Below are 24,814 nucleotides of genomic sequence, written 5' to 3'. Positions count from 1 at the left end.
GGCCGTGGGCTGTAATCCGCGCGAAGGAATCCATCTCGGTGCGGTACTGCGAGCCATCCGCGCCGTAGGTGCCCGCGACCAGCACCAGACGTTCGCCGTTGAAAAAGAACCGGTCGTTGGCATCGAAGTCCACGGGATCCACCACCCCATCCTTGGCGTAGGAGGCACCGCCCCGCGTGATTTGCTGGAGGCCGGTGAGAGACCAGCCAAGTCCGGCAATGCCATTGGTTCCATTACTGGAATAATCAAGGGACAACTTCGGCTCCATTCCGCCCGTGCCCTTGGGCAGATCGATCGGAATTGAATACGCCGCGGAGCCATCGCCCGCGACCGAGAGAGATCCTTTCAATGCACCAACCGGCTGGTGAGCACCAAGAATAGTCAATGGAGGCACCACGCCGATGGGTGGGTGTGTGACCCCTCCCTTCGCCACCAGCCCCTCGGTCCCCGACTCCCACAGGGACTCCAGATACTCATCCAGCCAGCTTTTTCCTGAAGCAGGATTGAGGGCGTCACGATCATAAAGATTGGGATCCGATCCGTGAGCCACCTCCCAGGCATCAGGGAGCCCATCCTTATCCGCGTCAGCAAAAAGCATGTTACTCGGATCCGCCGAAAGATTGTCGATCAACACCTTCGACGCATCGCTCCCGAAGAAATCGAGGGCTTGCAGAACGGGTCCACGGCCGTCAAACCCAAGGTTCACCGCCACTAATTTCCCATCCACAAACAGATCCCATACTTTCCTGCCCGTGTCCTGGCGCAGCGTGATCCGCAGGTAAGACGTAGAAAGACGGGTGGTCGGATTCACCCCGAATTCAGGACCAGCCACCAACCACTGCTCCATCTCATCGGGATCGGAGGCATCGTCGTTGCCATGGTAAACCCAGATTTCACCCTGAGTGTCGGAATCCCCCCTTTGGAACGCGATTTGCGAACCATTGACATGAATCGAAGCCATGCTCCCCCAGCTATTGGCGGGAGGACGAATTGAGAAATCCACGAAAGCGATTTCCTCACCGGGATCCCAGTCAATAAGCCTCCGCAGGTGGGTCTCCTCCAAGCTCGAGTTCTGCGAGAGCTGTAAGGCCTGGCCCCCTGCAACTCCCTCACCACCGGGACTGATGGTTGCATTTCCCGAGATCAGGTTCCAACCCTGCAAAGGATCCCCCGCTGGGGCCGACCGGCCATCCACCAACTGAAGCGGGACAAAATTAGGGCTCTCGAAGTCAATCGGAGGAAGATAGGCTAAGACCTGGTTAGCAAACATTGCCAGCAAACCCAAAACAAAGCCGCCTGCCCTAACGAAGGTCTTCATGCGGCCGTCGTCTATCGAATTCACTTCTCCAATGTCAACTTCTTTGGAAATAATTTCCCTTGCCTCCATTACCTTAATGATCTACTCATTCAACCCCGGATAAGCCGGAATCGATTGACCTTCAGGTTATTAAGATAGCAAAAGAACGAAACAGTGGGGGATCCGGCAGACTTGGCATGTCGACCCCGGGGTCGATCCCCAAGGGGAGGGAAGATCGTGTTTTGGCGAGGATCGCTGGTGTACTTGGCTTCGCCGCGCCTCTGAACAGCGCTCCTCGCCTGCCCCCGGCAGCACCGTGAGGAAGCGGCGGGCCCGCTTCGGCATGTGGATGGATCTCGCCGGCTTTGGGCCGACCCATCAGTAGCGATCCAGCCGCAGGACCACCCATCCGAAGTCGAGCGTTTTGCCGTCCGCGGAGAGAAGCCCGGGGCGCAGGGCATAGTTGCCGTAGCGGCTCACGACCACGCCGCAGTCGCGCAGCACCCCGATCTGCTTGGACATGGCGGACTGCCCGATGCCCAGCCGCCGCGCCAGTTCGCTGACCGGCAGGGGCTCACCCTTCGCCAGCTCGATGAAGATCTGCCAGCGGCGCTGATTGCTGACGGCGAGCAGGACGTGGTCGAGGGTCATGACTTCGGGAGGATGCTTGGAAGGTCGGGATGGCATGGCACGTACGCCGGCCCGATTGGCGAACCATACCTCCCGGCCGGCGAAGGGTACCTCTCGGACGGCGAATCATCCATCTCAAATCGAGACACTTTCCTCTCTTCTTCGGAGTCTTTACTCTCTTCTCCGGAATGTTCCCTCCTCTTGGATTTGTTTTGTATCCTTGATGAGGAGTCTTTTCTCCGTTCCTGCGAAAGTTTCCTCTCGTCCGGGGAGTGTTTTCTCCGAGCCCAGCACCGATCCCTCCGATCCCACCCTCCGTTCCCATCACCCATGCCTCCCGGTCGGAGCGCCGGCCGTGTCGAACGGACGGCCGGGAAGGCTTTCCCTGGCACCCCCAGCTTGGGCGCCCGACCCCAAACGTGGACCCGGCTGACCCTGCCGCGATCAGCCGCTGCCCCTGGTCGAGGGCGCCCGCTCCACCCACCGTGGATCCCTTGCTGACCGGTGACCGTTGGGGCGGCCCACGCGCTTCCGCGGCGACTCACCCCGTCGTCCACTTTTTTCGCACGAGGCATCACCAGCTCCTCCGTCGATTGCTTGGAGGACGACTGGCCGGCGGATTCGATGAAGCTGCACCAGTCGCCGATGTCGCCGTTTTTCCCGCGGCTCAGTGCGTCGATTGCCGAAGATTCCTCGTGGGCGCCCCGCTGGCGCACGCATCGGGCCTGATCTCTGCGCTGGAGAGAAAGCCGTCCGACGCCCGGCCCGGCAAACCTGCCTGCATCAGGCAATCAAGAACGCTTGGACTGTTCGCGATCTGGCAACCGTTGAAAACCTCAGCCCTTGGCCGCCGGGGCCATCTTTGAGAGCCGGGTGCGCCAGCGTTCGCGGGCGACCTCGCGAAGGTCCGCCTCGCGGTCGGTTTCATCGAGGATCTCGGACCCGATCACGGTTTCCAGCAAATCCTCCATGGTGACGAGGCCGACGATGGCGCCGAACTCGTCGTGAACCATCATCATCTGCCGCCCCTCGCGCAGCATGCGCTCGAACAGATGGTCCAGGCCGATCTGCTGGGGGGTGGCCTCGACGGGCAGGGCGATCTCCGAGATTTTCCCCTCCGGGGCCCGCAGGCAGCGCAGCAGTGCATCGGAGCGCAGCACGAAGCCGAGGATGTCGTCGCGGTTCACGCCATAGACCGGGATGCGCGAGAAGGGCTGGTCGATGATTTCATCGGCAAACTCCCCGAAAGTCATCTCGCCGGGCAGGGTGAACATCACCGTCCGCGGCGTCATGATCCGGGAGACGCTTACCTGGGAGAGCTGGAGCATGTTGCGCACGACGGCGCTCTCGTGCTTGCCGATTTCGCCGACGCGTTCGCCGAGGTTGGCGACGGCGATCAGCTCTTCGCGGTGGACCGGGCCTTGGTTGGCCTTTCCAAAGGTCAGCAGGCGCGTGACCTGCCGGCACAGCCAGACCAGCGGGCCGAGGAGGCGTTGCAGCCACACCAGGAGCCAGGCGGATGGAGGGGCGAAAAAGGAGGCGTAGCGGGCGCCGAGCGTCTTCGGGATGATCTCGGTGAAGACCAGGATCGCCAGCGTCAGGATGCCGGCGAACACGCCGCCGGTGGCATCGCCGTAGAGCTTCGCATACTGGGCGCCGGCGCCGGCGGCCCCCATGGTGTGGGCGATGGTATTGAGGGTGAGAATGGCGGAGAGCGGGCGGTCGATGTCGCCCTTGAGCGCCTCCATCGTGTCGCCCCATTTTTTGCCCCTTTGCTTCGCGGTCTCGATCGCCGGCGGGGTGACGGAGAGCAGGGTCGCCTCGAGCAGTGAACAGATGAACGACACGCCGAGGGCGAGGAGGACGTAGGCGACGAGCAGGAGCATGGAAATTCACACCCAGCCAACACCCGGAACGCCACGGGTCAATCGACAATCGCACCCCGGCGCTGCGGCGGGGCCAGGGTTTCCCGGGGAATAGCCGGCCCGCCAATGCCCCGGCCAGGAGAGCGGCTTCTCCGGTGAACCCGGCGCGGTAGACGGCCGGGCCGCGGCCGGTGCCGGACCCAGCCCAGCTTTCGAGTCCGCCGACGGCCACGATCCCCTGCGCCCCGGGCCATGGGGGGATCCCGGGCCACGGGATCCGAGGTCCGCTCCAGACTAAAGGGTCCAGAGTTTCAGCACGACGATCGAGTGGGCCGGCATTTCGTATTCGAACTCGTTTTTCACGCCGTCGATTTCCCCTTTCACCGGCACTACGGCGGTGGGCTGATCGATGGTATTCGTGGCTTCGGGGCCGGCGGCCATGACCTCGGTGGCTGCCCTTTCCGCCACGCGGGGCACGCCTGTCAGGGTCACGGCCAGCGTTTGGGGCTGCTCGGAGGAGTTCACCAGCTTCACGAAAATCCGGCTGGCCGAGCGATCGCGGGTGACGGATGTGTAGACGGGTGAATCCTCCGGCAGGGTGGCATCGAGGATCTCGCCGCCGAAGTTCGTGCTGAACATACGGAGGGCATAGTAGCTGGGCGAGCCGTAGGAGGAGACGGCGTCGTAGCCGATGAGGTTGGGCCTCCACTGGCGGCCGTTCACGTTCACGAACAGCGGCGCGTAGGCCTGCATGGTGACGATGTCGGAGTGATGCTCCATATTCGTCATGAAGGCGGCATCGCCGATGGCGGCCGTCATATTCGGAGTCGGAGGCGCGTCCCTGGACGGCGGCTCCCATGGGGCGAAGGGGGTCTCGTGGGCGGCCCATTCGCCGACGAAGATCTCGGGGCCCCGGCGGTCGAAGCCGTCGTAGTAATCCCGGTCCATCTTCAGGAACTCGTGCGCCTTGCGGTAGAAGTGCTCGTCGAGCACGTCGGGCCGGCGGCTTTTCACCCTCTTTTCCTTCGGCTGTTCGGAGCCGATCGAGGAGATGCACTTGAGGTCGGGGTGGCGTTTCTTGATCGCATCGTAAAACTGGGCGAAGCGCTGGTCGTAGGAGCCGGACTTGTCGAACCAGTCCTCGTTGCCGATTTCCACGTAGCGCAGCTTGAACGGCTCCGGATGACCGTCCTTCGCCCGCTGCGCGCCCCACCGGCTGGTCGCGGGCCCCATCACGTACTCGATTTCATCCAGCGCCTCCCGGACGAAGGGCTCAAGGTCTTTGCCGGGCTTGATATGATCGCCCTTCAACGAATAGCCGGCATACAGGCCGAGCACCGGCTCGGCCCCCATGTCCTCGCACCACAGCAGGAATTCCATCAACCCCATGCCGTCCGACGAACGGTAGCCCCACGGGCAGGGGTGGCCGGGCCGGCGGGTGATCGGGCCGATGGTTTCCCACCACTTGAAGCGGGTGTCGATGAAGTCGCCCTCGAGGTAGTTGCCGCCGGGAAAGCGCAGGAACTTCGGCTGCAGGTCGACGAGCATCTGCATGAGGTCCTTGCGCAATCCGTTCGGCCGGTCGTTCCAGGTGGGAGGAAACAACGACACCACCGACAACCAGCAGGTCCCCGGCTTTTCCGCGGTGATCGCGAACTTCGCCTGGTCGGTGGTCGGGGCGTCGGGCGCGGTGGCCAACTCGACGTTCACGTATTGCCACTTCGGGCCGATCTCGGGCGTCGCCGCGCTGGCGAATTCCGTGGTGCCGTCGTTGGAGACGATCGCCACCTTGAGCGACCCGCTGAAGCCCTCGCCGCCCTTCACCTGAAGGCGGGCGAGGTATGTCGTGGAAGGATGCACCGGAATGCCCCAGTAGCCCTCGTTGCCAAGGCCATCGCCGGGCGCCTTGGCCTCAAGCCGAAGGCTGATTGGAATGACTTCGTTGAAGGGCACCCCATCATCGATGCCGATCTCCGCCGTGCCGATGGCCGACCAGTGGGCGGGGCTTTCCTTGTCATCCTGAAAGCTCCGGTTGCGGATCAGCTCGGCGTAGAGCCCGCCGTCATAGCAGAAGTTGATTTCCTCGGTCATCAATCCGTAGTGGATCGGGCTGGCGGCGGCGACCGGCTTGGAGGCATCGATCTCCAACGGAATGGCACCGGCGGCGGGAACCGCGGCGGCGAGGAGTCGTGGAAGGGTTCTCATGGGTTCTCAGTGCTGGGGAGGAATCGTCACGCCTTCGGTGCCCGGCTCGAAGCTGCGGTCGAGCGGGTCCATCGGCAGGATGCGGCCTTCGTCATCGAACTTCATTTCAACGATCGCGACCTCCCGCTTATAACCGCCGCCGCCGGGCACGGCGTGGCGGTGGTAGGCCACGAACCAGCGGTCGGTGCCCGGCACGTTGACCACACCGTGGTGGGCGGTGGCCACGGCGTTGCCGTTTTTTTGCAGGACGATGAAATCCCTGTGCGGCGACTCGACGGGCCCGGTGGGCGTGTCCGACCAGCCCCAGCCCACCCGGTAGTTCGGCGAGCGGGCGTCATCGATGGACCACATGAAGTAGTATTTCCCTTTCCGCTTGAAGACCACGATGCCTTCGCGGAAGTCGCGCAGCTGGAGGTCCACGGGATCGCCATCGAGATGGATCATGTCCTTCTTCAGTTGATACACCTGGCAGGGCTGGCCGTTTCCGAAGTAAAGATAGGCCTGTCCGTCATCGTCGATGAAAGCGCAGGGATCGATGGTATTGGTATGAACCTTGCCCCCGCGCTTCAACAGCGGCTTGCCGAGCGCGTCCTTGAAGGGTCCGGTCGGTGAATCGCCAACCGCCACGCCGATCTTTCCATCGCCGCAGAAGTAAAAGTAGTATCTCCCGCCGCGCTCGATGCAGTCCGGTGCCCAGGCTCTCACGTCGGCCCAGTCAATGTCCTTCCTGAGGTCGAGGAACACGCCCTCCTTCTTCCAATCGACCAGGTTCTTCGAGGACCATGCGGCGAACTCGAAGGTGTTCCAGTTCGGCCGGTCCGAAGTCGGGTAAATGTAGTAGGTGTCGCCGAAGGCCCGGATCGAGGGGTCGGCCGTGTATTGGTCGAGCGCCCGCTTCGGCACCGAGGCGATGGCCTCCTTTTCCTCGCCACGCACGCCGGCGAGCACCTCCGCCGAGACCGGAAGAATCGAGCCGTGGCGCTGGCCCTCCACCACATGGGTGCCGCCGGTGACGTCCTGCCAGCGCTTCAGGTCGCCCGACCGGCGCGCGCCGTAGCGGTGCTCCACGTAGTAGTCGAAATAAACGGTGGCCCGCCCGTCCATCACCACCGCGGCCGGTCCTTCGGCCCGCTCCTTTTCGATCACCGGCTCTTTCAGGAGGCGGTAGGGCCCGAGCGGCTTGTCGGCGATGGCGCTGCGGATCGCGCCCCACACGCCCTTTTCCTGGTCGTCGGTTTCCTTGAGAAAAAGCACATACTTTCCCTTCATCTCCACCAGGGTCGTGTCGATGTTGTTGAAGCCGGGGTCGAACAAGATCTGCGGCTCGGAGAACAACTTGAAGTCCTTGGTCAGCGAGTACCATGCCCGGTGTTGGGCCCCGTGTTTCCCGACCATCGGCACGGCCGACGACCAGACGATCAGATAAGACTGCTCTCCCTCCAGCCAGTAAAGTTCCGGCGCCCAGGTGGTTTCCACGCCGTCGATCTTCCCGGTCAACGGGAGGAACCTCTGGTCGGACCATTCCAGAAGGTCCTTCGAGGTGGCGTAGCCGATGCCCTTGTCGTGCCACCCGCTGGTCCAGACCATGTGGAAGAGCCCGTCAGGGCCCTTCAGGATGTGGGGATCGCGCAGCAGCTTCGAGCCGACCTCGGGCTTCAGGAACACCCGCTTCAGCTCGGTCCAGTCCATCGCATCGAAGCTGTAGGCGAGGTGCAGCCCGTCCCCGCTGCCGCGGAAGGAGGTGAAAAGATAGCCCGCCGGCTTTTCGTCCGCCCGGACGAGGGATCCCGCCAGCACGGCGACGAGAAACAGAAGGTTTCGGAGTGTCATGGGTTGAGCGGATGCTACGACCCTCAACGCCCATAATGAAACGTTTCTTTCCAACCACCCCATGCGCTTCGCGACATCCGAGGTCGTTTGGTTCCGGAGTCCGGCTTTTCTCTCCCTAGCGCCGGAACCGCAACTCGCCGCGCAGGGCTTCCACCTCGCGCGTCAGGCGGGCGATCATCCGGATCGCGGCCCAGTTCATCCGATGTTCGCGGCGCAGGGTTTCGAGGCGCTGCAGCAGCCGCACGGATTCGTCGTCGAAGCGTCCGTCATCGGACGTCTCGACGAGACCCTGGCGGCAGTAGAAAACGATCTTCCGCCGCGAGGTCCCGGTCAGGCGGACCACGGTTTCGATCGTGTGCCTGGCATGCGGATCCGGTTCGTAGCGCTTCATGTCAGCCCTTTCCCGGTTGGAATTTCGAGACCTCCCTCAGCCGCTCCCACAGCTCCCGCTCCTCGTGGGTCACGCGGGGCGGCGCATCAATGGCCAGCACGACATACAAGTCGCCGGGCGCGGCTTTCTTCGGCAGTCCGTAGCCCTTCAGGCGCAGCTGGTCGCCCGTCCGGCTGCCGGCGGGCACCTTGAGCTGCACGGATTTTCCGCCGGGCAGGCGGATCGCGGCCGTGGTGCCCAGCACCGCATCCCAGGGGGCCAGCGCCAGATCGAGATACAGGTCGTGTCCGCGGACGCGGAAATCCGGGTCCGCCGCCAGCCGAACGCGGAGGTAGAGGTCGCCCGCGCCGCCCCCGCCACTGCCGGCAGCCCCGTGGCCCGGCACCCGCAGGCGCTGGCCCTCGCGGATGCCCGCCGGGATGCGCACCTGCACCTCCTCCAAGCTCGTCTGGCCGGTGCGCGGGTCCATCCGCCGCAGGGAAATGGTCCGCACCGATCCCGTCATCGCCTCCGGCAGGGTCACCATCAGGTCCCCCTCGATGTCCTGCCCGCGGCTCGGTCCCGCCGCTCCGCGGAAACTGCCGCCGCCGCGGGCGAAGCCACCTCCTCCCATGCCTCCTCCGAAATAGCGCTCGAAGAAGTCGCTGAATCCGGTGCCCCCGAACTCGAACTCGAAGCCCTCGCCCGGAGCGCCCCCGCCCCAGCCGCCGGAATCCGGCGGCATCCCGCCCGGCTGGTTCCAGCTCGCGCCGAGCGTGTCGTAGCGCTTGCGCTTCTCGGGATCGCCGAGCACCTCGTAGGCCTCGTTGATCTCCTTGAACTTCTCCTCCGCTCCCGCCTTGTCGCTGGCGACGTCCGGGTGGTGCACCCGCGCCAGCTTGCGGAAGGCCTTCTTGATCGCGGCCTCGTCCGCATCCCGCGGCACGCCGAGGATCTCATAGTAGTCCCTGAATTCGACCGACATGACTCTGCCCTACCCATGGCACAGCCCCGGCTTCTTGTCTAACGGACGAAGCGGCATCTTGGCCCCCCTTTTTTCCCGGCCATCGACCGCGGCCCGGTGGAGGAGGGCCGGCGGTGCGTCTTTCGGCGCGACCGGGCCAGCCTCCGCCGAGCGTCCGGACGGCGGGGCCTGAGCAAGAAAAACGCCGGCCTCCCCGTGGGAAGCCGGCGTTTTGAAAATCCAGCCGCGGGATCAGGCCAGGGCCTCCAGCTTCTGCTTGAGCTGGTCCTTGGTGACGTTGGCGCCGACGATCTGGTCCTTCACCTCGCCGCCCTTGAAGAACAGGAGCAATGGGATACTACGCACGCCGTACTTGACCGCGAGTTCGCGGGCTTCGTCGACGTTGACCTTGCCGACCTTGGCCTTGCCCTCGGTTTCGCTCGAGAGCTGTTCGATGACCGGGCCGATCATCTTGCAGGGGCCGCACCACTCCGCCCAGAAGTCCACCAGGACGGGCACGTCGGAATCGATCACCTCGCTTTGAAAATTGCTGTCGTTCAGTTGCAGAGCCATGCCCGAACCATGGCGCGAGGCCACGGGATGTCAACTTTTGCGGATTTGGCCGGCAGGCCCGCCCTTTCCGGGCATGAAAAAGCCCGGCCATCCATCAAGGAGGCCGGGCTGAAAGAAAAAATGGAGCCGGATCACTCGAGATCGACGGCCTCTTCGGCCGGGGCCTCGTCGGACGTCTCTTCCATGTCATCGGCCGCGGCCGAGTCGTCGTCGCTGGCGGCGGAGGACATGGAACTGGAGGTGGGCGAGTCGGCCATCCTGGTGTTCACCGTCGAGGTTTGGAAGGCGAAGAAGGCCACCACGAGGGCGAGGACCAAAGCAATGATGGGTGGGATCATGGGAGTAGGACGGGGAAAGGATTAGAACAGTTGCGACCAATCGACTTCCTGGGTGCCTCCCTCGGCATTGTGGCCGAGCCAGGACTGCGCGGTGGAGACCTGAAGGAAGAGCACCACCGCGGCGGCGATGGCGGTGAGGATGGAGAGACCGACGACCACCGGGCTGTCCAGGCCTTCCGCTTCGTCCTCGTCCTCGACGGCCATGGTGGCCATCTGGGAAGCGGCGGGCGAGGTCGCCCCCCCCGGCTTGGTCGGCGGCTGGAGCTGGATGGTGGCCTTGGGCAGGCTCGGCGAGGATGGCGAGCCGCCGCCGGGGGTGTTGAGCTTGATGGTCGGTGCCGGGGCGGGCTTGGCACCGGGGGCCGAGGGAGCGGAAGCCGCGGTCTTGAGCTGGATGGTCGGCGCTGGCGCGGGAGCCGGGCCGGTGGCGGCCGGCCGGGTCGGCGCGGGCGCGGCAGCGGGCGGTTTCGGTGCGCCGGGAGCGGTGGCGGTCGGCGGGGCCGGCGCGGCGGTCGGCGGCCTCGGCGCGGTCGGCTTGGGAGCGGCCGGAGCCGGGGCGGCACCCCCCGGAGTGGCTGCGGGGGCGTCCGCGGCCTTGAGGGTCACGCGGACGGTTTCCTTTTTCAGTGGAACGCTCGAGGTGTGCTTGGACGGCTGGTCTTGGTCGCTCATGTGGGAGTTTTTTGGAATTCGAGTTTCTGTGAATGAGAACAAGCACGAGCGGCGCGGGCCTGTCAAACCTCCATCGCGCACGGTGCACGGGGGAACTTACCGTAGTTTTTCCCGGCTTCTGCGGCATGCTCGTCACGATGCCGCCCCTTGACGCGGCCGGCCTGCCGCGGTCGGATGTCCGCCACGGATTCCTCCGCACGCCCATGATCTCGCGCCGCCACTTCCTCGCCACCACCGGTCTCGCCTTCATCGGACTCCAGCGCGTGGCCCTTTCGGCCTCCGCGCCGGGGCGCAATGCCGAGCTGCTCGGCCCGCTGGTCCCCGACCCGGCGCGCATCCTCGACCTGCCGGAAGGCTTCCGCTACGTGCTGCTCTCGAAGCGCGGCGAGATGATGGCCGACGGCTTCCGCGTCCCCGGCGTGCCGGACGGGATGGCGGCTTTTCCCGGGCCGGAGGAAACCATCGTGCTGGTCCGCAATCACGAGCTGGCCCTCTCGATGTCCGGCATCGGGCCCTTCGACAACAACCTGCGGCTGCCCGACAAGCTCGATCCCGCGCTGTGCTACGATCCCGGGGAAAACGGCCGCGAGCCCCATTTCGGCGGGACCTCGAACATCGTCTTCGACCCGCAGGAGGGCAGGGTGGTGCGGCAGTTTCTTTCGCTGACCGGCACCGACCGCAACTGCGCGGGCGGGGCGATGCCCTGGGGTTCGTGGATCACCTGCGAGGAGCCGGAAGATCTGGTGACGCCGCGCGGCCAGCGACACGGCTGGTGTTTCGAAGTCAGGGCGACCGCCGAGCCCGGCCTGCAAAAGCCGGTGCCGCTCAAAGCGCTCGGCCGCTTCCGCCACGAGGCGGTGGCGCTGGATCCCGCGACCGGCTTCCTCTACCTCACCGAGGACCGCAATGACGGCCTGCTCTACCGGTTCATCCCGGGGGAAAAGAACGACTTCACCCGCGGCCGGCTGCAGGCGCTGGCGATTTCCGGCAAACCCAAGTCCGACCTCCGCCACTACGACCCCGCTGCGAATTGGCCGGTCGAGGGCGAGGCGATGCAGGCGACGTGGATCGATCTCGATGAGGTGGAAGCCCCCAAGGACGACCTTCGTTTCCGCGGCTTCGAGGGCGGCGCGGCGCGCTTCGCCCGCGGGGAGGGCATCCATTTCACCAAGGAGGGCATCTTCATCTGCTGCACCGATGGCGGCCCGGCCCGCCGCGGACAGATCTTCCGCCTGAAGCCCTCGGGCAAGGCCGACCAGCCGGACGAACTGACGCTTTTCATCCAGTCCGGCGAGGACGACCTGCTGACCAACGGCGACAACCTTTGCGCCGGCCCGTGGGGCGGCCTGGTGGTGTGCGAGGACCTGGTCGATGCCCGCTTCGCCAGCCGCACCTGCCTGCGCGGCATCACGCCGGACGGCCGCATGTTCACCATCGCCCGCAACGGCCTCGACAACACCGAGTTCGCCGGCAGTTGCTTCTCGCCGGACGGCCGGTGGCTGTTCGCCAACATGCAGGTCCGCGGCCTCACGGTCGGCATCACCGGACCGTGGGAAAAGATCACCGGAGCGTGAGCGCCGGCTGCGGCGGCCGGATCGACCATCCCGAGGCCAGCAGCCCTTCGCGCACCGCCGTCAGGATGCGGAGCGCCGCCGCCCCGTCGCCGTGGACGCAGAGGGTATCGACCCTCGGGGCCAGCTCGATGGCCTGGCTGACGGCCTGGTGGGGATCGGTGAGCACCGCATCGGGCTCGCTGCGTGGCACCAGCCGGCCATCGCTGCCATATCGCCGATCGGCGAAGCCCTCGCGGATCACCGCCACGCCCCGCGCGCCGGCCATTTCCTGCAGCAAGCCCCGCGGCGGCACCGTCACCGCCGCGCCCGGAGCGTGGCGTTCCATCGCGTCCAGCAGCGCCGCGGCGTAGCCGTGCTCGGCATCGGCCTGGTGATACAGGGCCCCGTGCGGCTTCACGTGGGAAATGACGATCTCCAGCGTGGCCGCCATTTCCGCGAAGCGGCCGAGCTGCCGGTCCAGGGCGGCCGCCAGCTCCGCCGCGGACAGATCGAGCGGCCGGCGGCCGAAATGCTCCGGATCCTCCCAGCCGGGGTGCGCACCCACCGCCACCCCGCGGCCGGCCGCCAGCTCCATGGCGCTGCGCAGCGTGGAGGCATCGCCGGCGTGGCCACCGCAGGCGATGTTCACCGAGCTGGCGAGCGCGATCAGGCGGGCGTCGGCATCGCCGCCTTCGCCGAGGTCCACGTTGAGGTCGATCCGCTGCATCAGCCCCGTTTAAGCAAATCCAGGCCCGTCCGCAACCGCGCGAGTTCCGCCCTCAGATCCAGCCACGCCTGCAGCGCCTCCGCCGGGCCGACCTCGCGGAAATGCAGCGTCGTCCCCGGCCACAACCGGCCGAGCTGCGGCAGGTCGGCCGCGATGACGTGCGCGATCTGCGGGTAGCCGCCGAGCGTCTGGCCTTCGGGGAGCAGCACGATCGGCACGCCGTCCGGCGGCACCTGCACCGAGCCGGGGACCACCGGTTGGGAAACCATTTCCCGCTCCGGCGGCGTGACCCGGGGGCCATCGAGCCGCATCCCCATCCGATCGGCCCGCGGGCTGATCTGGAATCCGCGGGCGAAAAACCCCGCCAGCTCCGCGGGGCCGAACCAGGAGGCCTGCACACCCCGCATCACCCGGACCTCGATCACCGAGGCGGGCGGCAGGCATGGCGGCCAGCCGACCCGCCACGCCCCCGGTGCCGGGCCGCCCGCGGAGCGACCGGCCCGCAACCGATCGCCGGCCATCACCACGCGGCCCCCGAAGCCGCCGCGCAGGTCGGTCGACCGGCTGCCGAGGCAAGGCTCCACGTCGAGCCCGCCTGCGATCGCGAGGTAGCCGCGCACCGAGCCAAGCCCGGCCCTCAAATCCAGCTCCTCCCCTGCGGCGAAGTCCGCGCTCCTCGCGCCGCCGGACCAGCCGCACCAGGCGGCCCGTGCCGCTTGGTGGAACCGGAGCCTCGGGCCCATCATGCACACCTCCAGCACCGCCGCGCCGGCGGCGTTGCCCGCCATCGCGTTCGCCACCGCCATGGCCACCGGATCCGCCGCGCCGCCGGGAGCCACGCCCCAGCGGCGGAAGCCCGGGCGGCCTTCGTCCTGGATCGTGGTCATGGCACCCGGGTCCAGCACCTCGATCGGCCCCTCCGGCGAAGGCGCTTCCGCCCGCGGCGGCCTCGCCAGCTCATCCACCGCCACGAAGCGCACGCGGTCGCCCGGCCGCAGCAGGCCCGGCTCCGGCGCGGCGGCATCGAACATCGGCACCGCGGTTTTTCCCAGCACCCACCAGCCGGCGGGCGAGGCGATGGGATAAATCCCGGCCTGGCCCGCGGCGATCGCCACCGAGCCGGCTTCGACCATCAATGGCGTCTCCTTGCGCGGGAGACGGAGGTCCTGCGGCAGGCCGGCCAGATAGGGAAATCCGGGCGCGAAGCCGACCGTCGCCACCGTGAACCCGGCCGCGGAGTGGCGGGTGATCACCTCGTCCACGCCGAGTCCGAGCCGGCGCGCCACCTCCTCGAGATCCGCGCCCCCGTAGCGGACCGGGATTTCCACCAGGCGCCCCTCCGGCAGCTCGCTTGGGGAAAGATCGGCGGTCACCTCGCGGACCGCCTCGCCCACCTCCTCGGCGATCGCGGGATCGGCGAAAACCGCCACCGTGTCGTAGCCATTGACCACGTCCGTCACGCCGGGGATCGCCACCTCCCGCAGCCGGGCGGCCAGCGCCAGCGCATGATGCAGCCGGACGTCGGCCCCGTCATCGCCCACGCGATAGAGCCATGCCGAGTCGCCGAGAGCTTGCCATCCCACGGGACCAACCTTCCGCGCCGCCGGCGAAGATCAAGCCAAAGGCGGCCCGGACACAAAAGAAGGCCCCGCATCCGATGCACTCGGACGCGGAGCCTGGAAATTTTTCAAAATTCCGCCGGCCATGAGCCGCGGAATCGGGCGCCTTACTTGGAATAATCCACCTCGGCGGCCGGCACTTCGCTGAAGGCCGGAAGCGGGCGCAGCGGCGGCGCGGTCGGCTCGCTGGTGCAGCAGCAGGAGGCGCTCAGAAAGGCAAACACGGAAGCGAGGACGGCGGCGAAGATTCGAAGCATCATTGGATTTTTCAAGTTTGGCTGGACTTGCTCTCCAAAAATCAGGGCGGACTGTCAAGCAGTCCGCCCCGATTCAAAGTCATTTCCACCGGCCGGGCCGGCGGAGGTTCGGAAATTACTTGCTGGGAGCGACGTAGGTCGGGGCCGCGGGAGCCGGCGCGCTTTCGCAGCAGGAAGCGGCAAGGAAGGTGCCGGCAGCGGCAGCAGCAAGGAGGACGATCTTGGCAATTTTCATGGTCTCAGTGATGTTGTTGGATTCTACGATTAAGCGGCCTGGGCGCATCAGCTCAGGATAGCCGCACTCTAACGGCCGCGGTTTCCCGCGCAAGTGGAAATCCCCGGCCGGCAGGGCCCCGCTCGCTCGCTGACGATTCGATTGCCAGACCGTCCGGCGTCCGTATGCTGTCCGCCCTTTCGCGAAAGCCATCATGAACGAACCGAAGAACATCGCCATCGTCGGGGCCACCGGAGCCGTCGGCGTGGAAATGCTGCAGTGCCTTGAACAACGGAACTTCCCGGTGAAGTCCCTCACCCTGCTCGCCTCCGCTCGTTCCGCCGGCAAACGCACCGTTTTCCGCGGCGAGGAAATCGAGATCCAGGAGCTGACGCACGACTCGTTCGACGGCATCGAAATCGCCCTGTTCTCCGCCGGCGGCGGCATTTCCAAGGAATTCGCGCCTTCCGCCGCCAAGGCCGGCGCGGTGGTGATCGACAACTCGTCCGCCTTCCGCATGGACGAGGACGTGCCGCTCGTGGTGCCGGAAATCAACGGCGCCGCCGCGCTCGACGCACCGCGCGGCATCATCGCCAACCCGAACTGCTCGACCATCATCACCCTGATGGCCCTCGCGCCGCTGCACCAGGCCTTCGGGCTGAAGTCGGTCATCGCCTCGACCTACCAAGCCGTCTCCGGCTCCGGCGCCCAGGGCATCCTCGAGCTGGAGGGCCAGATGACCGCGCTGGCCACCGGGCAGCCGGTGGAAACGAAGGTCTATCAGCACCAGATCGCCTACAACGTGATCCCCGAGGTCGATGCCTTCACCGACAACGGCTACACCAAGGAGGAGCTGAAGATGCTTCACGAAGGCCGCAAGATCCTCGGTCTCCCCGAGCTGCGCGTGTCCTGCACCTGCGTCCGCGTGCCGGTCCTGCGCTCGCACTCCATTTCCGTGACCGCCCAGTTCGATCAGGACGTCAGCGTCGAGGCCGCCCGCGCCGCCTATGAGGGAAAGCCCGGCGTCGCCGTGCGCGACAGCCCCGCCGAGCGCCTGTATCCGGTGCCGCTCGACACCACCGGCACGGATGACTGCCTCGTCGGCCGCCTGCGCAAGAACCTCGTCTTCAACAACGCCCTCGACCTCTGGGTGGTGGGCGACCAGGTCCGCAAGGGCGCGGCGCTCAACGCCGTCCAGATCGCCGAGCTGCTCTGATCCCCATGTCCGACCTCAAGGACTACCTCGCCGATCGGGCGACCGAAGTGGATGCCGCGCTCGATGCCTTCCTGCCGAGCAAACGCCAGCGACCGTCGAGCCTCCACGACGCGATGCGCTACAGCCTCTTCGCCGGCGGCAAGCGCCTGCGCCCGGTGCTCGCCCTGGCCGCCGCGGAGGCCTGTGGCGGGGAAAAGGAGGATGCCCTTCCCGCGGCCTGCGCCGTGGAGCTGATGCACACCTACTCGCTGGTCCACGATGACTTGCCGAGCATGGACGATGACGACCTGCGCCGCGGCCGGCCGACCTGCCACAAGGTCTACGGCGAGGGCATGGCCGTGCTCACCGGCGACGCGCTGCTGACCGAGGCCTTCCTCGTTCTTTCCGAAACGAAGCCGACCCCGCGCTATCCGACCTCCGCCTTCATCGCCGAGCTGGCCATCACCGGCGGCTCGACCCGACTCATCGGCGGGCAGGTCCTGGACCTCGAAGGCGAGGGCCGCGACCTCAAGAAAGCCGAGCTGGTCCGCATCCATGAAGCGAAGACCGCCGCCCTGTTGACCAGCAGCCTGCGCCTCGGGGCGATGAGCGCCAACGCCACGCCGGCGAAGCTGGAGGCGATCACCTCCTTCGGCTACCACCTCGGGCTCGCGTTCCAAGTCATCGACGACATCCTCGACGTCACGCAGACGACCGAGAAACTCGGCAAGACCGCCGGCAAGGACGAGGCCGTTTCCAAGGCGACCTACCCGGCCGTGCTCGGCTTGGAAAATGCCCGCAAGGAAGCCGCGAAGCTGACCCGCAAGGCCATGGAGGCCCTCGGGCCCTTCAAGAAAAGCGGCGACCGGCTTCGCCAGATCGCCGCCTACTTGCTGGAGCGCGATTACTGAGCGTCGTGCGCCGCTTCCTGGATCTCGCCGCCGAGCTTCTGCACGTCCTGCCCGGCCCCGGCCACCGTCGAACAGGAAGTCAGCGCGCAGGTCAGCACGTAAAGCACGGCGAACAGCAGGCTCACCACCGCGAGTCGCGGTCCGGAGTGGTTTTGCAAATAAGTCTTCGAGTTCATCGCGGTCCGCTTTCGCAAACCGTAGGCCACGCCGGATTCCTTTAAAAAACATGGGTTGTCGCCGCCGGCCTAACCGTGGGGAATGCAAAAACCCCATTCCTTCAAGTGCAACTTGCACGAGCTAGCTCTCCGTCGACCCCCTGCGACGCCTCGCTTTCCCCGAGATACCGGCATTCGCCGGCCACAGCGGCGCTGGAGCGGCGCTTGCTGAAACGCGGTGTCTATGAAATCCACCCCATCCTCCAACAAGACGTCTTCGAAGCCGGGAAGCAAGGACTCGACCGCGATCCGGATCGGGCTCGACGCCAAGCAGCGCGGCAAGTCGGCGGAGATCCTCAAGGCCATCCTCGCCAACCAACACGTCCTTTACCTCAAGACGCGGAATTTCCACTGGAACCTGGTGGGCCCGCGCTTCCACTCGCTTCACCTCTTCCTCGAGGAACAGTACCAAAGGCTGGCCAAGGCCATCGATGAAACCGCCGAGCGCGTCCGCATGCTGGGCGAGGTCAGCCCCGGCTCCATGCAGGAGTTTCTCGACGAGGCGTCGCTCAAGGAATGCTCCGGCGAAGCCATCCACGGCCTCGATGCCATCAGCGTCCTGCGCGCCGACCACGAGAGCGTCATTCGCGAACTGAGGGAATCCATCGACAAGCTTTCCGACTTGGGCGACGCAGGCACGGAGGATTTCGTGACCGGCTTGATCCAGGATCACGAACAAATCGCGTGGATGCTCCGCAGTCATGAGGCCTGAGCCTTTCGCGGGTCCGGTCCTTTTTTCGTCAGCGGCCCCCCCATGGCCGCTGACGCGTTTTGCAACATTACCTGCTTTCGATTTGCGTTTTGCAGCAGGAAACTCGATGTGAATCCTCAACTGCATGACCTAATCGGCTCGCATCGAGCGACTTTCAAGTCGTCGAGCGAAAGGCATGGTTCATGTTGAGAAACGCAAACCTTTTATGGATATCCTAATCATCGACGACGAGCGCTCCATTCGAATGACCACCTCGATGGCCTTGGAGCACGAGGGGCATTACGTCGAGTCGGTCGATTGCAGCGAGGCGGCCATGAGACGTCTCAAGGAGGAGAAGTTCGACCTGATCTTCCTCGACCTGCGGCTGGGCGACGAGGACGGCCTCGAGCTGCTCGCCGAGATCGTCAAAAAATACCCCCGCCAGTTGGTCACCATCTTCACCGCCCACGCCTCGATCGAGACGGCGGTGAAAGCCACCCAGGCCGGGGCGTTTGACTACCTTGAGAAGCCGTTCACGCCGGACCAGCTGCGGGCGATCGTGGTCAAGGCCCGCAAGGCGCTGGCGACCGAGGGCGAGGTGGTGCGCCTGCAGGAAACCGTCCGCGAGCTCAAGACCGAGGCCAGCCTCAACACCCCGCCGCTCGATTTTGCTTCGGAGGACACGCGCACCGCGCAGGAGTTCGACACCCTGTTCCGCGCCGCTGCCTCGCCGGCCTCCGTGTTGATCCTCGGCGAGAGCGGCACCGGCAAAAGCGTCATCGCCCGCGAGGTCCACCACCGCAGCCACCTGCGGGAAAAGCCGTTCGTCACCGTCAGCTGCCCCAGCCTTTCCCGGGAGCTTCTCGAGAGCACCCTCTTCGGCCACATCAAGGGCTCGTTCACCGGGGCCGTGAAGGACACCTGGGGCAAGGTCCACGCCGCCGAGGGAGGCACCCTTTTCCTCGACGAAATCGGCGAGCTGCCGATGGAGATCCAGCCCAAACTGCTGCGCCTGCTTCAGGAACGGGAGTATGAGCGGCTGGGTGAAAACAAGGTCCGCCCGTCGAATGTGCGCGTCATCGCCGCCACCAACCGCGACCTCGCCGAGCAGGTCGCTGCCGGCGAGTTCCGGGAGGACCTCTACTACCGCCTCAACGTCATCAGCGTGCGCGTCCCGTCCCTGCGGGAAAGACCGAAGGACCTGGTACGGTTCGCCGAGAACTACCTGATCCACTTCTCCAACCAGATCGGGCGCAAGATCCGCGGCTTCAGCCCGGAGGCCATGCGCGTCATCGCCACCCATTCGTGGCCCGGCAACCTCCGCGAGCTGCGCAACGCCATCGAGCGCGCCACCATCCTCGCCCGCGGAGAATACATCGAGCCGATCGACCTGCCGCGCCCGGAAGCTTCCGAAGTGATCGCCTCCGGCAGGGCCGGATCCAACGGCCCGGCAGTCGGCGGCGAGTTCAGCCTCGAGCAACTCGAAGAAGCCCACATGCGACGGATCCTCGAATGGGCCCCCACCCTGCAGGAAGCCGCCGCCATCCTCGGCATCGACAAAGCCACCCTCTATCGGAAGCGCAAACGCTTCGGCATTTCCTGAGCCCACCCCATGCTCCGCACCCGCCTTCTTCTCGGCCTGCTGACCCTCGTCATCCTCCTCTGGGCGACCGGGGCCGCGGCGCTGGTCATTCTCAACGACGCCGACGGGCGGTTCCAGTCGCGGCTCAAACAGGACTACCAGGCGATCGACGTGGCCCAGGGCTTCCGCGGCTACACGTCGATGCTGAACTCGACCTACGTCACCACTCTCGCCGGGCCCGCGCCCGAGCAGCCGCTCGATCCCAAGCTGTTCAATGACACCCGGACCGAGCTGCAGCAGTCCATCCGCATCCTCCAGGTGCTTGGCGGCGGAAACGAGCGCTGGCAGAGCACCATCGACGCCCTGAGGGACGCCCTCGGCCTTTATTTCACCGACTACGAACGGCTCCTGTCCAACACCGTGACGGAGCGCAGCGAGCGAGCCGACCTGCTGCGCACCTTCGGCGCGCACACCCAGCGCATCACCGACCTCGGGGAAAGCCTCACCCACCTCGCCGAGGAGCAGCTCTTCAACGCCAGTGCCGCGCTCGCCGAGGAGTCGGGAAAAAACACCGCCTTCCTGGCCACCATGGTGGTCCTCGGCACCGGCATGGCCGTCCTGATCTACTTCCAGCTCCTGCGGCACCTGGTCGAGCCGGTCGTGGGCCTGCGCGATTCCATGGAGCAGGTCACCATGGGAAATTTCGAACTCACCCTGCCCGCCCCCCCCTCCAGCAGCGAGTTCTCGTCCGTGGTGCGAACCTTCAACTCGATGGCCGAGGAGCTCCGCGTCCGCCGCCGCGAAACCGACGAGCGACTGTTCAAGAACAACCTCGTCAACCGAGCCCTGCTCTCCGCCATCCCCTCGCCGGTCTACGTCCTCGACATGCACGGGGAGACCGTCCAGCTCAACCCCGCCGCGGAGGACCTCAACGAATCCGTCGGCCTCGGCACCCGCCTGCCCGGCAAGGTCCTGCGCCTGTTCCGCGCCTGCCAGGACAAGGGCGCCCACCACCTGCCCGAGGATCCGCGCGAGGCGCTGCTGTTCCGCATCGACGAAACGGAGCACTACTACCTTCCCCGTATTTTCCGTTTCTCCGCCGGGCAGGGAAACGGCAACGACTACGCCGGCTGGGCCGTGCTGCTCCACGACGTGACCCGCATCCGCTGGCTCGACGACATGAAAACCAACATGCTCTCGACCGTCAGCCACGAGATCAAGACGCCCCTTACCGGCATCCGCATGGTCCTCCACCTGTTGCTGGAGGAGGAAACCGGGCGCCTCACCGACATGCAGCGGACCATGCTTTCCTCCGCCAGCGATGACTGCGAGCGGCTGCTCACCACCCTCAACACCCTCCTCGACATCTCCCGCGCCGAAAGCGGCTCCACCCACCTCGACCTCCACCCCGTCAACCTGGCCGACATCGCCCACCGCAGCGCCAGCCTCTTCGAAAGCAAGGCCGCCTCCTCGCGGCTCACCCTCGCGATCGAAGCGGAGGACAAGCTCCCCCTGGTGATGGCCGATCCCATGCGGATCAGCGAAGTCGTCCACAACCTCGTCTCCAATGCCATCAAACACAGCCCGCCCGGCGGCCGCATCGACCTCCGCCTCGCCCGCGCCGGCGCCGACCACGTCCGGCTCTCCGTCATCGACGACGGCACGGGTGTCCCCGAGGAATCCGAAAACCGCATCTTCGAGCGCTTCTACCGCGCCCCCGGCCAGCGCACCGATGGCATCGGCCTCGGTCTCTTCATCTCCCGGGAAATCATGCGCGCCCACGAAGGACGCATCGGCCTCGCCGAAAAAACCGACCGTCAGCCCAGAACCGAATTCTTCATCGATGTCCCCAACGCCTGAGAACAACAGGACGACCGAACGGTCGCAGTCGAGGATCCTCGTCGTCGACGATGAGCCCACGCTGCGGCTGGGATTCGCCTATGCTCTCACCAACCCCCGGATGCTCGCCACAACCGCCTCGAACGGAGCCGAGGCCCTGGAAATGCTCGCCCGAGGAAAGTTCGACGCCATCGTCCTCGACCTGCGCATGCCGGAAGTCGACGGCCTTTCCGTCATCGAGACCATGCGCAAGCGCGGCGACGACACGCCGGTGGTACTATGCAGCGCGTACATCACCGTCCACTCCGCCGTCACCGCCATCCACCACCGGGTGGTCGATTTCCTGATGAAGCCCGTGAAACCCGCCGAGCTGCGCGCGGCGGTGCAGGCCGTGACCGAGGCCGGCAGCGGCCCTCTGGACCGCGCGCTGGCCCTGGCGCGCGCCGGCCGGCTCGAGCAGGCCGTCAGCTCCCTCGCCGCTTCTCATCCGGCCGGCGGCACGCGGGACGCCTCCTGGCTGCGGATGCTCACAGCCATGCGGGACTACCCGGGCGAGCTCGAGCGCATCGAGTTCGAGCTCTCGGAGTCCGTCCTCGGCCAGCTGGCCCACCGCTCCGACGACCTGCCATGAAGCGCCGGGATCTCATCGTGCTCGGCGGCGGCAGCGCCGGCCATGCCGCCGCCCGGACGGCCTCGGACCTCGGCCTGGACACCGCGCTGGTGGAAAAGCCCGGCCCGCTCGGCGGCCTCTGCATCCTCCGCGGCTGCATGCCCTCGAAGACCCTCATCGCCACCGCCGACCGCATGCGTGAAGTGCGGCAGGCATCGGAGTTCGCGGTGCGCGCCGGCCAGCCGGAACTCGATTTCCCGGCCTTGAAAAGTCGGCTCGACCAGGTCATCGGCGGCTTCATCGATCACCGCGAGGCGGAGATGAAAGACGCGCCCTACGCCCTGATCCGCGGCCAGGCCCGCTTTACCGACGACCACACCCTCGCGCTCGATTCCGGCGAAACCCTCAGCGCGCGGGCGTTCGTCATCGCCGCCGGCTCCACTCCCACCATCCCCGACATCCCCGGCCTCGACGCCACGCCCTTCTGGACGAGTGACGAGGTCACCCGGCTGCCCTCGTTTCCCGGCTCCATCGCCATCATCGGAACCGGCGCGGTCGGCATGGAGTGCGCCCACCTGTTCGAGGGCCTCGGCTCGGAAGTCACCGTGCTGGCCCGCTCGGCCGGCATCCTCCACCACTTCCACCCCGAGGTCGGCCGCACGGTCGAGGCCGCGGGCCGTGAGCGCGGCATCCGCACGCTCTTCGAGACGGAGGCCACCCGCGTGGACCACGACGGCCACCGTTTCCACGTCCAGCTCTCCACCGGACAATCGCTCCGGACCGACGCGCTGCTGGTGGCCACCGGCCGCCATCCGGCCACCGCCGCGCTCGACTTGGAAAAGGCCGGCATCGAATGCGAGGACGGCCGCATCCGGATCGACGAGCACGCCGCCACCAACCGGGAGCACGTTTTCGCCGCCGGCGACTGCGCCAGCCCGCTGGCCGTGGTGCATGTGGCGGTGATGCAGGGACAGACCGCCGCACGCAACGCCGCACGCCTGCTCAAGAACTCCTCGCGCCCGCGGGCCAGCTGGCATTCGCACCTCGGCATGCAGGCGGTGTTCACGCGCCCGGAGGCGATCTCGATCGGCCTTGATCCGGCACCGGAGGAAATGAAAGGCCGGAAGCTCCGGGAGCAGACCTATCGCTTCGCCGACGAGGGAAAGGGCGAAATCCTCGGCATCCGCCACGGATACGTCCGGATCATTTCGGAAAAAGACGGCGGACGCATCGTCGGTGCCCACGCGGTGGGTCCGGGCGTCATCGACTCGGCCCACGTGATGCAGCTCGCGGTGGGGCGCGGCATGACGGTCACGGAACTACTAGAAACGCCGTTTTACCATCCGACGCTGGTCGAGATCTGGACCTACGCCGCCGAAGAATCCTGAGCCGCCAGCAGCTCCATCAAAGCGTCGAACCGCTTCCTGAACTCCTGCAGATCATATTCCGACGGCTTGGCGACCTCGAAATCCTCGAGCAGCAGCCGGGCATGCTTTTCCACGGCGCCGCGCACGTCGGGATGCAGCTTGGGAAGATCGGCCAGCGCACGGTAGCTATCGAGCAGTGCGATCGCCACCGCCTCGACGGCACGCGCATTCTGCCGCAGCGGATGGTAGGCCGCATCGAAGAGGTCGTCCACGCCGGGCAGCGGGACCCGCAGCCGGACCTTGCCTTGGTCGTCGCGCAGCAGCCCGCTTCTCACCCCACAGGCGGCGATGTCGGCGAAAGCCCCGGCCAGCCGGTCGATGGCATTGATCGCGGTATGCGGGTCGTTGATCCCGGGTGAAAGCGCGCGCACGGCGATCTCGACGAGCTGCCGGATGGCGAACTCGACGTCCTGAGCCTGCGACCGGTTCGGCCCCAGGCCGAAGCAGGCCCGCACCTTGTGCACCTCCAGATCGGAGGTGCCATGCAGCGAGGCCAGCGTTCCATTCCCCGGGACGAAGCTGCCGGCGCGCACGCGGGAAACGATGCAGCCGCCGGCCTCGGTCGCGAGCTGCACCAGGCGGTCAAGATCAATCAGCTGCACGTAACCATCGCGATCCGAGCGCACGGTCACCGCTTGGCCGGTGCCGCCCGGCATTTCCCCCATCGGCTCCGCGGAGCCATGGCGGGCGAGCTTTTCCAAGGCGCGGTGCAGGTCGTGGGTGACCTCATCGATGATGTAGGGCACCTGGATGAAGCGCGACACCATCTGCACGAAGGCCAGCAGGATGGCGAAGGCCGCAAGGCTGCCGACGATGCCCACCCACACGGCGAGGTCGGGGACGCGCTCGCCGAGGCCGAGCGCCGAGGCGACCACGATCTGATAGGCGAACGAGCCGACGAAGCCGCCCATGGCCAGCTTGGTGCCGGACTTGCGCATGAAGTTCGGCAACAATCGCGGGCCGAACTGGGACGAAGCGGAAGACAGCACCACCATGGTGATGGAGAGCACCACCGCCGCCACCGTGATGGCCCCGCCGGCCAGGCTGGTCAGCACCGCGCTGGCCGACTGGGGATCAAAGGCCGGCTCTTTCACCGAATCCAGCAGGCTGCGCCCGACCGCGCCGGAAAGAATGACTCCGAGCGCCATCGAAGCGGCCGCGATCAAGCCGGGCACGAAGCCCATGCTGCCCCACAGGGCGGAGAGGTAGCGGCGGAAGACGACCATGCCC

Annotated in this window: 23 protein-coding genes; 8 read left to right on the top strand and 15 right to left on the bottom strand. The window is 66.3% G+C overall.

Annotation, left to right across the window (positions count from 1 at the left end; translation table 11 throughout):
• From ABXH26_RS02865 to ABXH26_RS02820, 10 genes are all read right to left on the bottom strand, one after another.
• Positions 1–1,387 (bottom strand): SpvB/TcaC N-terminal domain-containing protein (locus ABXH26_RS02865; protein WP_353565520.1); only part of this gene is annotated, 1,387 nt, incomplete at its 3' end.
• A 288-nt stretch (positions 1,388–1,675) separates the two neighbouring features.
• Entirely contained in the window at positions 1,676–1,948 is a 273-nt protein-coding gene (locus ABXH26_RS02860; protein WP_353565519.1) for an ArsR/SmtB family transcription factor, read from the bottom strand.
• A gap of 815 nt (positions 1,949–2,763) precedes the next feature.
• Positions 2,764–3,813 carry a CNNM domain-containing protein gene (locus tag ABXH26_RS02855; RefSeq protein WP_353565518.1) on the bottom strand — a complete coding sequence of 350 codons (1,050 nt, stop codon included), beginning with the start codon at positions 3,811–3,813 and terminating at the stop codon, positions 2,764–2,766.
• 273 nt (positions 3,814–4,086) lie between these two features.
• Positions 4,087–5,997, bottom strand: a complete 1,911-nt coding sequence (locus tag ABXH26_RS02850) for an alpha-L-arabinofuranosidase family protein (protein ID WP_353565517.1) — start codon at positions 5,995–5,997, stop codon at positions 4,087–4,089.
• 6 nt (positions 5,998–6,003) lie between these two features.
• Positions 6,004–7,827, bottom strand: coding sequence for a glycoside hydrolase family 43 protein (locus tag ABXH26_RS02845; protein WP_353565516.1), 1,824 nt, complete (start codon positions 7,825–7,827; stop codon positions 6,004–6,006).
• A 115-nt stretch (positions 7,828–7,942) separates the two neighbouring features.
• Complete coding sequence (locus ABXH26_RS02840; RefSeq protein WP_353565515.1) at positions 7,943–8,218, bottom strand: MerR family transcriptional regulator; 276 nt, start codon at positions 8,216–8,218, stop codon at positions 7,943–7,945.
• Between the two features lies 1 nt (position 8,219).
• Positions 8,220–9,182, bottom strand: a complete 963-nt coding sequence (locus ABXH26_RS02835; protein WP_353565514.1) for a DnaJ C-terminal domain-containing protein — start codon at positions 9,180–9,182, stop codon at positions 8,220–8,222.
• A 231-nt stretch (positions 9,183–9,413) separates the two neighbouring features.
• Entirely contained in the window at positions 9,414–9,734 is a 321-nt protein-coding gene (trxA, locus tag ABXH26_RS02830) for a thioredoxin (RefSeq protein ID WP_353565513.1), read from the bottom strand.
• A 131-nt stretch (positions 9,735–9,865) separates the two neighbouring features.
• Entirely contained in the window at positions 9,866–10,072 is a 207-nt protein-coding gene (locus ABXH26_RS02825) for a hypothetical protein (RefSeq protein WP_353565512.1), read from the bottom strand.
• A gap of 21 nt (positions 10,073–10,093) precedes the next feature.
• Positions 10,094–10,744, bottom strand: a complete 651-nt coding sequence (locus ABXH26_RS02820; RefSeq protein WP_353565511.1) for a hypothetical protein — start codon at positions 10,742–10,744, stop codon at positions 10,094–10,096.
• Positions 10,745–10,881: 137 nt separating this feature from the next.
• Here ABXH26_RS02820 and ABXH26_RS02815 point away from each other — a divergent pair, with 137 nt between their 5' ends.
• On the top strand, positions 10,882–12,318 hold the full coding sequence (locus tag ABXH26_RS02815) for an alkaline phosphatase PhoX (RefSeq protein WP_353565510.1): 1,437 nt from the start codon (positions 10,882–10,884) through the stop codon (positions 12,316–12,318).
• Here the strand turns inward: ABXH26_RS02815 and ABXH26_RS02810 are convergent.
• The 3 genes from ABXH26_RS02810 to ABXH26_RS02800 form a co-directional block, all read right to left on the bottom strand.
• Positions 12,305–13,024 carry a LamB/YcsF family protein gene (locus ABXH26_RS02810; RefSeq protein WP_353565509.1) on the bottom strand — a complete coding sequence of 240 codons (720 nt, stop codon included), beginning with the start codon at positions 13,022–13,024 and terminating at the stop codon, positions 12,305–12,307. The two genes, ABXH26_RS02815 and ABXH26_RS02810, sit on opposite strands and share 14 nt — an antisense overlap.
• Positions 13,024–14,607 (bottom strand): 5-oxoprolinase subunit PxpB, encoded by a 1,584-nt coding sequence (gene pxpB / locus ABXH26_RS02805; RefSeq protein ID WP_353565508.1) that lies wholly within the window; start codon positions 14,605–14,607, stop codon positions 13,024–13,026. The genes ABXH26_RS02810 and pxpB overlap by 1 nt, the downstream gene beginning before the upstream one ends.
• Before the next feature lie 143 nt (positions 14,608–14,750).
• The gene (locus tag ABXH26_RS02800) at positions 14,751–14,903 is read right to left on the bottom strand and encodes a hypothetical protein (RefSeq protein ID WP_353565507.1); all 153 of its coding nucleotides are present in this window, start codon (positions 14,901–14,903) and stop codon (positions 14,751–14,753) included.
• A 425-nt stretch (positions 14,904–15,328) separates the two neighbouring features.
• Between ABXH26_RS02800 and ABXH26_RS02795 the strand changes: the two genes are divergently transcribed.
• Positions 15,329–16,330, top strand: a complete 1,002-nt coding sequence (locus tag ABXH26_RS02795) for an aspartate-semialdehyde dehydrogenase (protein WP_353565506.1) — start codon at positions 15,329–15,331, stop codon at positions 16,328–16,330.
• Between the two features lie 5 nt (positions 16,331–16,335).
• Positions 16,336–17,220, top strand: a complete 885-nt coding sequence (locus ABXH26_RS02790) for a polyprenyl synthetase family protein (protein ID WP_353565505.1) — start codon at positions 16,336–16,338, stop codon at positions 17,218–17,220.
• Here the strand turns inward: ABXH26_RS02790 and ABXH26_RS02785 are convergent.
• The gene (locus tag ABXH26_RS02785; RefSeq protein ID WP_434783416.1) at positions 17,214–17,396 is read right to left on the bottom strand and encodes an entericidin A/B family lipoprotein; all 183 of its coding nucleotides are present in this window, start codon (positions 17,394–17,396) and stop codon (positions 17,214–17,216) included. The two genes, ABXH26_RS02790 and ABXH26_RS02785, sit on opposite strands and share 7 nt — an antisense overlap.
• Before the next feature lie 223 nt (positions 17,397–17,619).
• Between ABXH26_RS02785 and ABXH26_RS02780 the strand changes: the two genes are divergently transcribed.
• The 5 genes from ABXH26_RS02780 to ABXH26_RS02760 all read left to right on the top strand — a co-directional run bounded on the left by ABXH26_RS02780 (position 17,620) and on the right by ABXH26_RS02760 (position 23,545).
• Complete coding sequence (locus ABXH26_RS02780; RefSeq protein ID WP_353565504.1) at positions 17,620–18,147, top strand: Dps family protein; 528 nt, start codon at positions 17,620–17,622, stop codon at positions 18,145–18,147.
• 205 nt (positions 18,148–18,352) lie between these two features.
• Positions 18,353–19,729, top strand: a complete 1,377-nt coding sequence (locus ABXH26_RS02775) for a sigma-54-dependent transcriptional regulator (protein WP_353565503.1) — start codon at positions 18,353–18,355, stop codon at positions 19,727–19,729.
• 9 nt (positions 19,730–19,738) lie between these two features.
• Positions 19,739–21,568 (top strand): HAMP domain-containing sensor histidine kinase, encoded by a 1,830-nt coding sequence (locus tag ABXH26_RS02770; protein WP_353565502.1) that lies wholly within the window; start codon positions 19,739–19,741, stop codon positions 21,566–21,568.
• Positions 21,552–22,178, top strand: a complete 627-nt coding sequence (locus ABXH26_RS02765) for a response regulator (RefSeq protein WP_353565501.1) — start codon at positions 21,552–21,554, stop codon at positions 22,176–22,178. The genes ABXH26_RS02770 and ABXH26_RS02765 overlap by 17 nt, the downstream gene beginning before the upstream one ends.
• Complete coding sequence (locus tag ABXH26_RS02760) at positions 22,175–23,545, top strand: dihydrolipoyl dehydrogenase family protein (RefSeq protein WP_353565500.1); 1,371 nt, start codon at positions 22,175–22,177, stop codon at positions 23,543–23,545. Before ABXH26_RS02765 ends, ABXH26_RS02760 begins: the two co-directional genes overlap by 4 nt.
• Here the strand turns inward: ABXH26_RS02760 and ABXH26_RS02755 are convergent.
• Positions 23,524–24,810, bottom strand: a complete 1,287-nt coding sequence (locus tag ABXH26_RS02755; protein WP_353565499.1) for a DUF2254 domain-containing protein — start codon at positions 24,808–24,810, stop codon at positions 23,524–23,526. The genes ABXH26_RS02760 and ABXH26_RS02755 overlap by 22 nt on opposite strands.
• Positions 24,811–24,814: the final 4 nt, after the last annotated feature.

This window comes from Haloferula sargassicola (genome assembly GCF_040362925.1).
GTDB classification, from domain to species: domain Bacteria; phylum Verrucomicrobiota; class Verrucomicrobiia; order Verrucomicrobiales; family Akkermansiaceae; genus Haloferula; species Haloferula sargassicola.
The sequence above is the reverse complement of the archived record's forward strand: the minus strand, read 5'-3'. Positions and strand labels throughout refer to the sequence as shown.

Bases quoted from the DNA above. Each gene is read 5' to 3' on its own strand.
- ABXH26_RS02755 (WP_353565499.1), bottom strand. From the start codon at position 24,810: ATGGTCGTCTTCCGCCGCTACCTCTCCGCCCTGTGGGGCAGCATGGGC.
- ABXH26_RS02775 (WP_353565503.1), top strand. From the start codon at position 18,353: ATGGATATCCTAATCATCGACGACGAGCGCTCCATTCGAATGACCACC.
- ABXH26_RS02790 (WP_353565505.1), top strand. From the start codon at position 16,336: ATGTCCGACCTCAAGGACTACCTCGCCGATCGGGCGACCGAAGTGGAT.
- ABXH26_RS02785 (WP_434783416.1), bottom strand. From the start codon at position 17,396: ATGAACTCGAAGACTTATTTGCAAAACCACTCCGGACCGCGACTCGCG.
- ABXH26_RS02825 (WP_353565512.1), bottom strand. From the start codon at position 10,072: ATGATCCCACCCATCATTGCTTTGGTCCTCGCCCTCGTGGTGGCCTTC.
- ABXH26_RS02815 (WP_353565510.1), top strand. From the start codon at position 10,882: ATGCCGCCCCTTGACGCGGCCGGCCTGCCGCGGTCGGATGTCCGCCAC.
- ABXH26_RS02810 (WP_353565509.1), bottom strand. From the start codon at position 13,024: ATGCAGCGGATCGACCTCAACGTGGACCTCGGCGAAGGCGGCGATGCC.
- ABXH26_RS02760 (WP_353565500.1), top strand. From the start codon at position 22,175: ATGAAGCGCCGGGATCTCATCGTGCTCGGCGGCGGCAGCGCCGGCCAT.
- ABXH26_RS02855 (WP_353565518.1), bottom strand. From the start codon at position 3,813: ATGCTCCTGCTCGTCGCCTACGTCCTCCTCGCCCTCGGCGTGTCGTTC.
- ABXH26_RS02835 (WP_353565514.1), bottom strand. From the start codon at position 9,182: ATGTCGGTCGAATTCAGGGACTACTATGAGATCCTCGGCGTGCCGCGG.
- ABXH26_RS02850 (WP_353565517.1), bottom strand. From the start codon at position 5,997: ATGAGAACCCTTCCACGACTCCTCGCCGCCGCGGTTCCCGCCGCCGGT.
- ABXH26_RS02780 (WP_353565504.1), top strand. From the start codon at position 17,620: ATGAAATCCACCCCATCCTCCAACAAGACGTCTTCGAAGCCGGGAAGC.
- ABXH26_RS02845 (WP_353565516.1), bottom strand. From the start codon at position 7,827: ATGACACTCCGAAACCTTCTGTTTCTCGTCGCCGTGCTGGCGGGATCC.
- ABXH26_RS02800 (WP_353565507.1), bottom strand. From the start codon at position 14,903: ATGATGCTTCGAATCTTCGCCGCCGTCCTCGCTTCCGTGTTTGCCTTT.
- trxA (WP_353565513.1), bottom strand. From the start codon at position 9,734: ATGGCTCTGCAACTGAACGACAGCAATTTTCAAAGCGAGGTGATCGAT.
- ABXH26_RS02765 (WP_353565501.1), top strand. From the start codon at position 21,552: ATGTCCCCAACGCCTGAGAACAACAGGACGACCGAACGGTCGCAGTCG.
- ABXH26_RS02860 (WP_353565519.1), bottom strand. From the start codon at position 1,948: ATGACCCTCGACCACGTCCTGCTCGCCGTCAGCAATCAGCGCCGCTGG.
- ABXH26_RS02820 (WP_353565511.1), bottom strand. From the start codon at position 10,744: ATGAGCGACCAAGACCAGCCGTCCAAGCACACCTCGAGCGTTCCACTG.
- ABXH26_RS02770 (WP_353565502.1), top strand. From the start codon at position 19,739: ATGCTCCGCACCCGCCTTCTTCTCGGCCTGCTGACCCTCGTCATCCTC.
- ABXH26_RS02840 (WP_353565515.1), bottom strand. From the start codon at position 8,218: ATGAAGCGCTACGAACCGGATCCGCATGCCAGGCACACGATCGAAACC.
- ABXH26_RS02795 (WP_353565506.1), top strand. From the start codon at position 15,329: ATGAACGAACCGAAGAACATCGCCATCGTCGGGGCCACCGGAGCCGTC.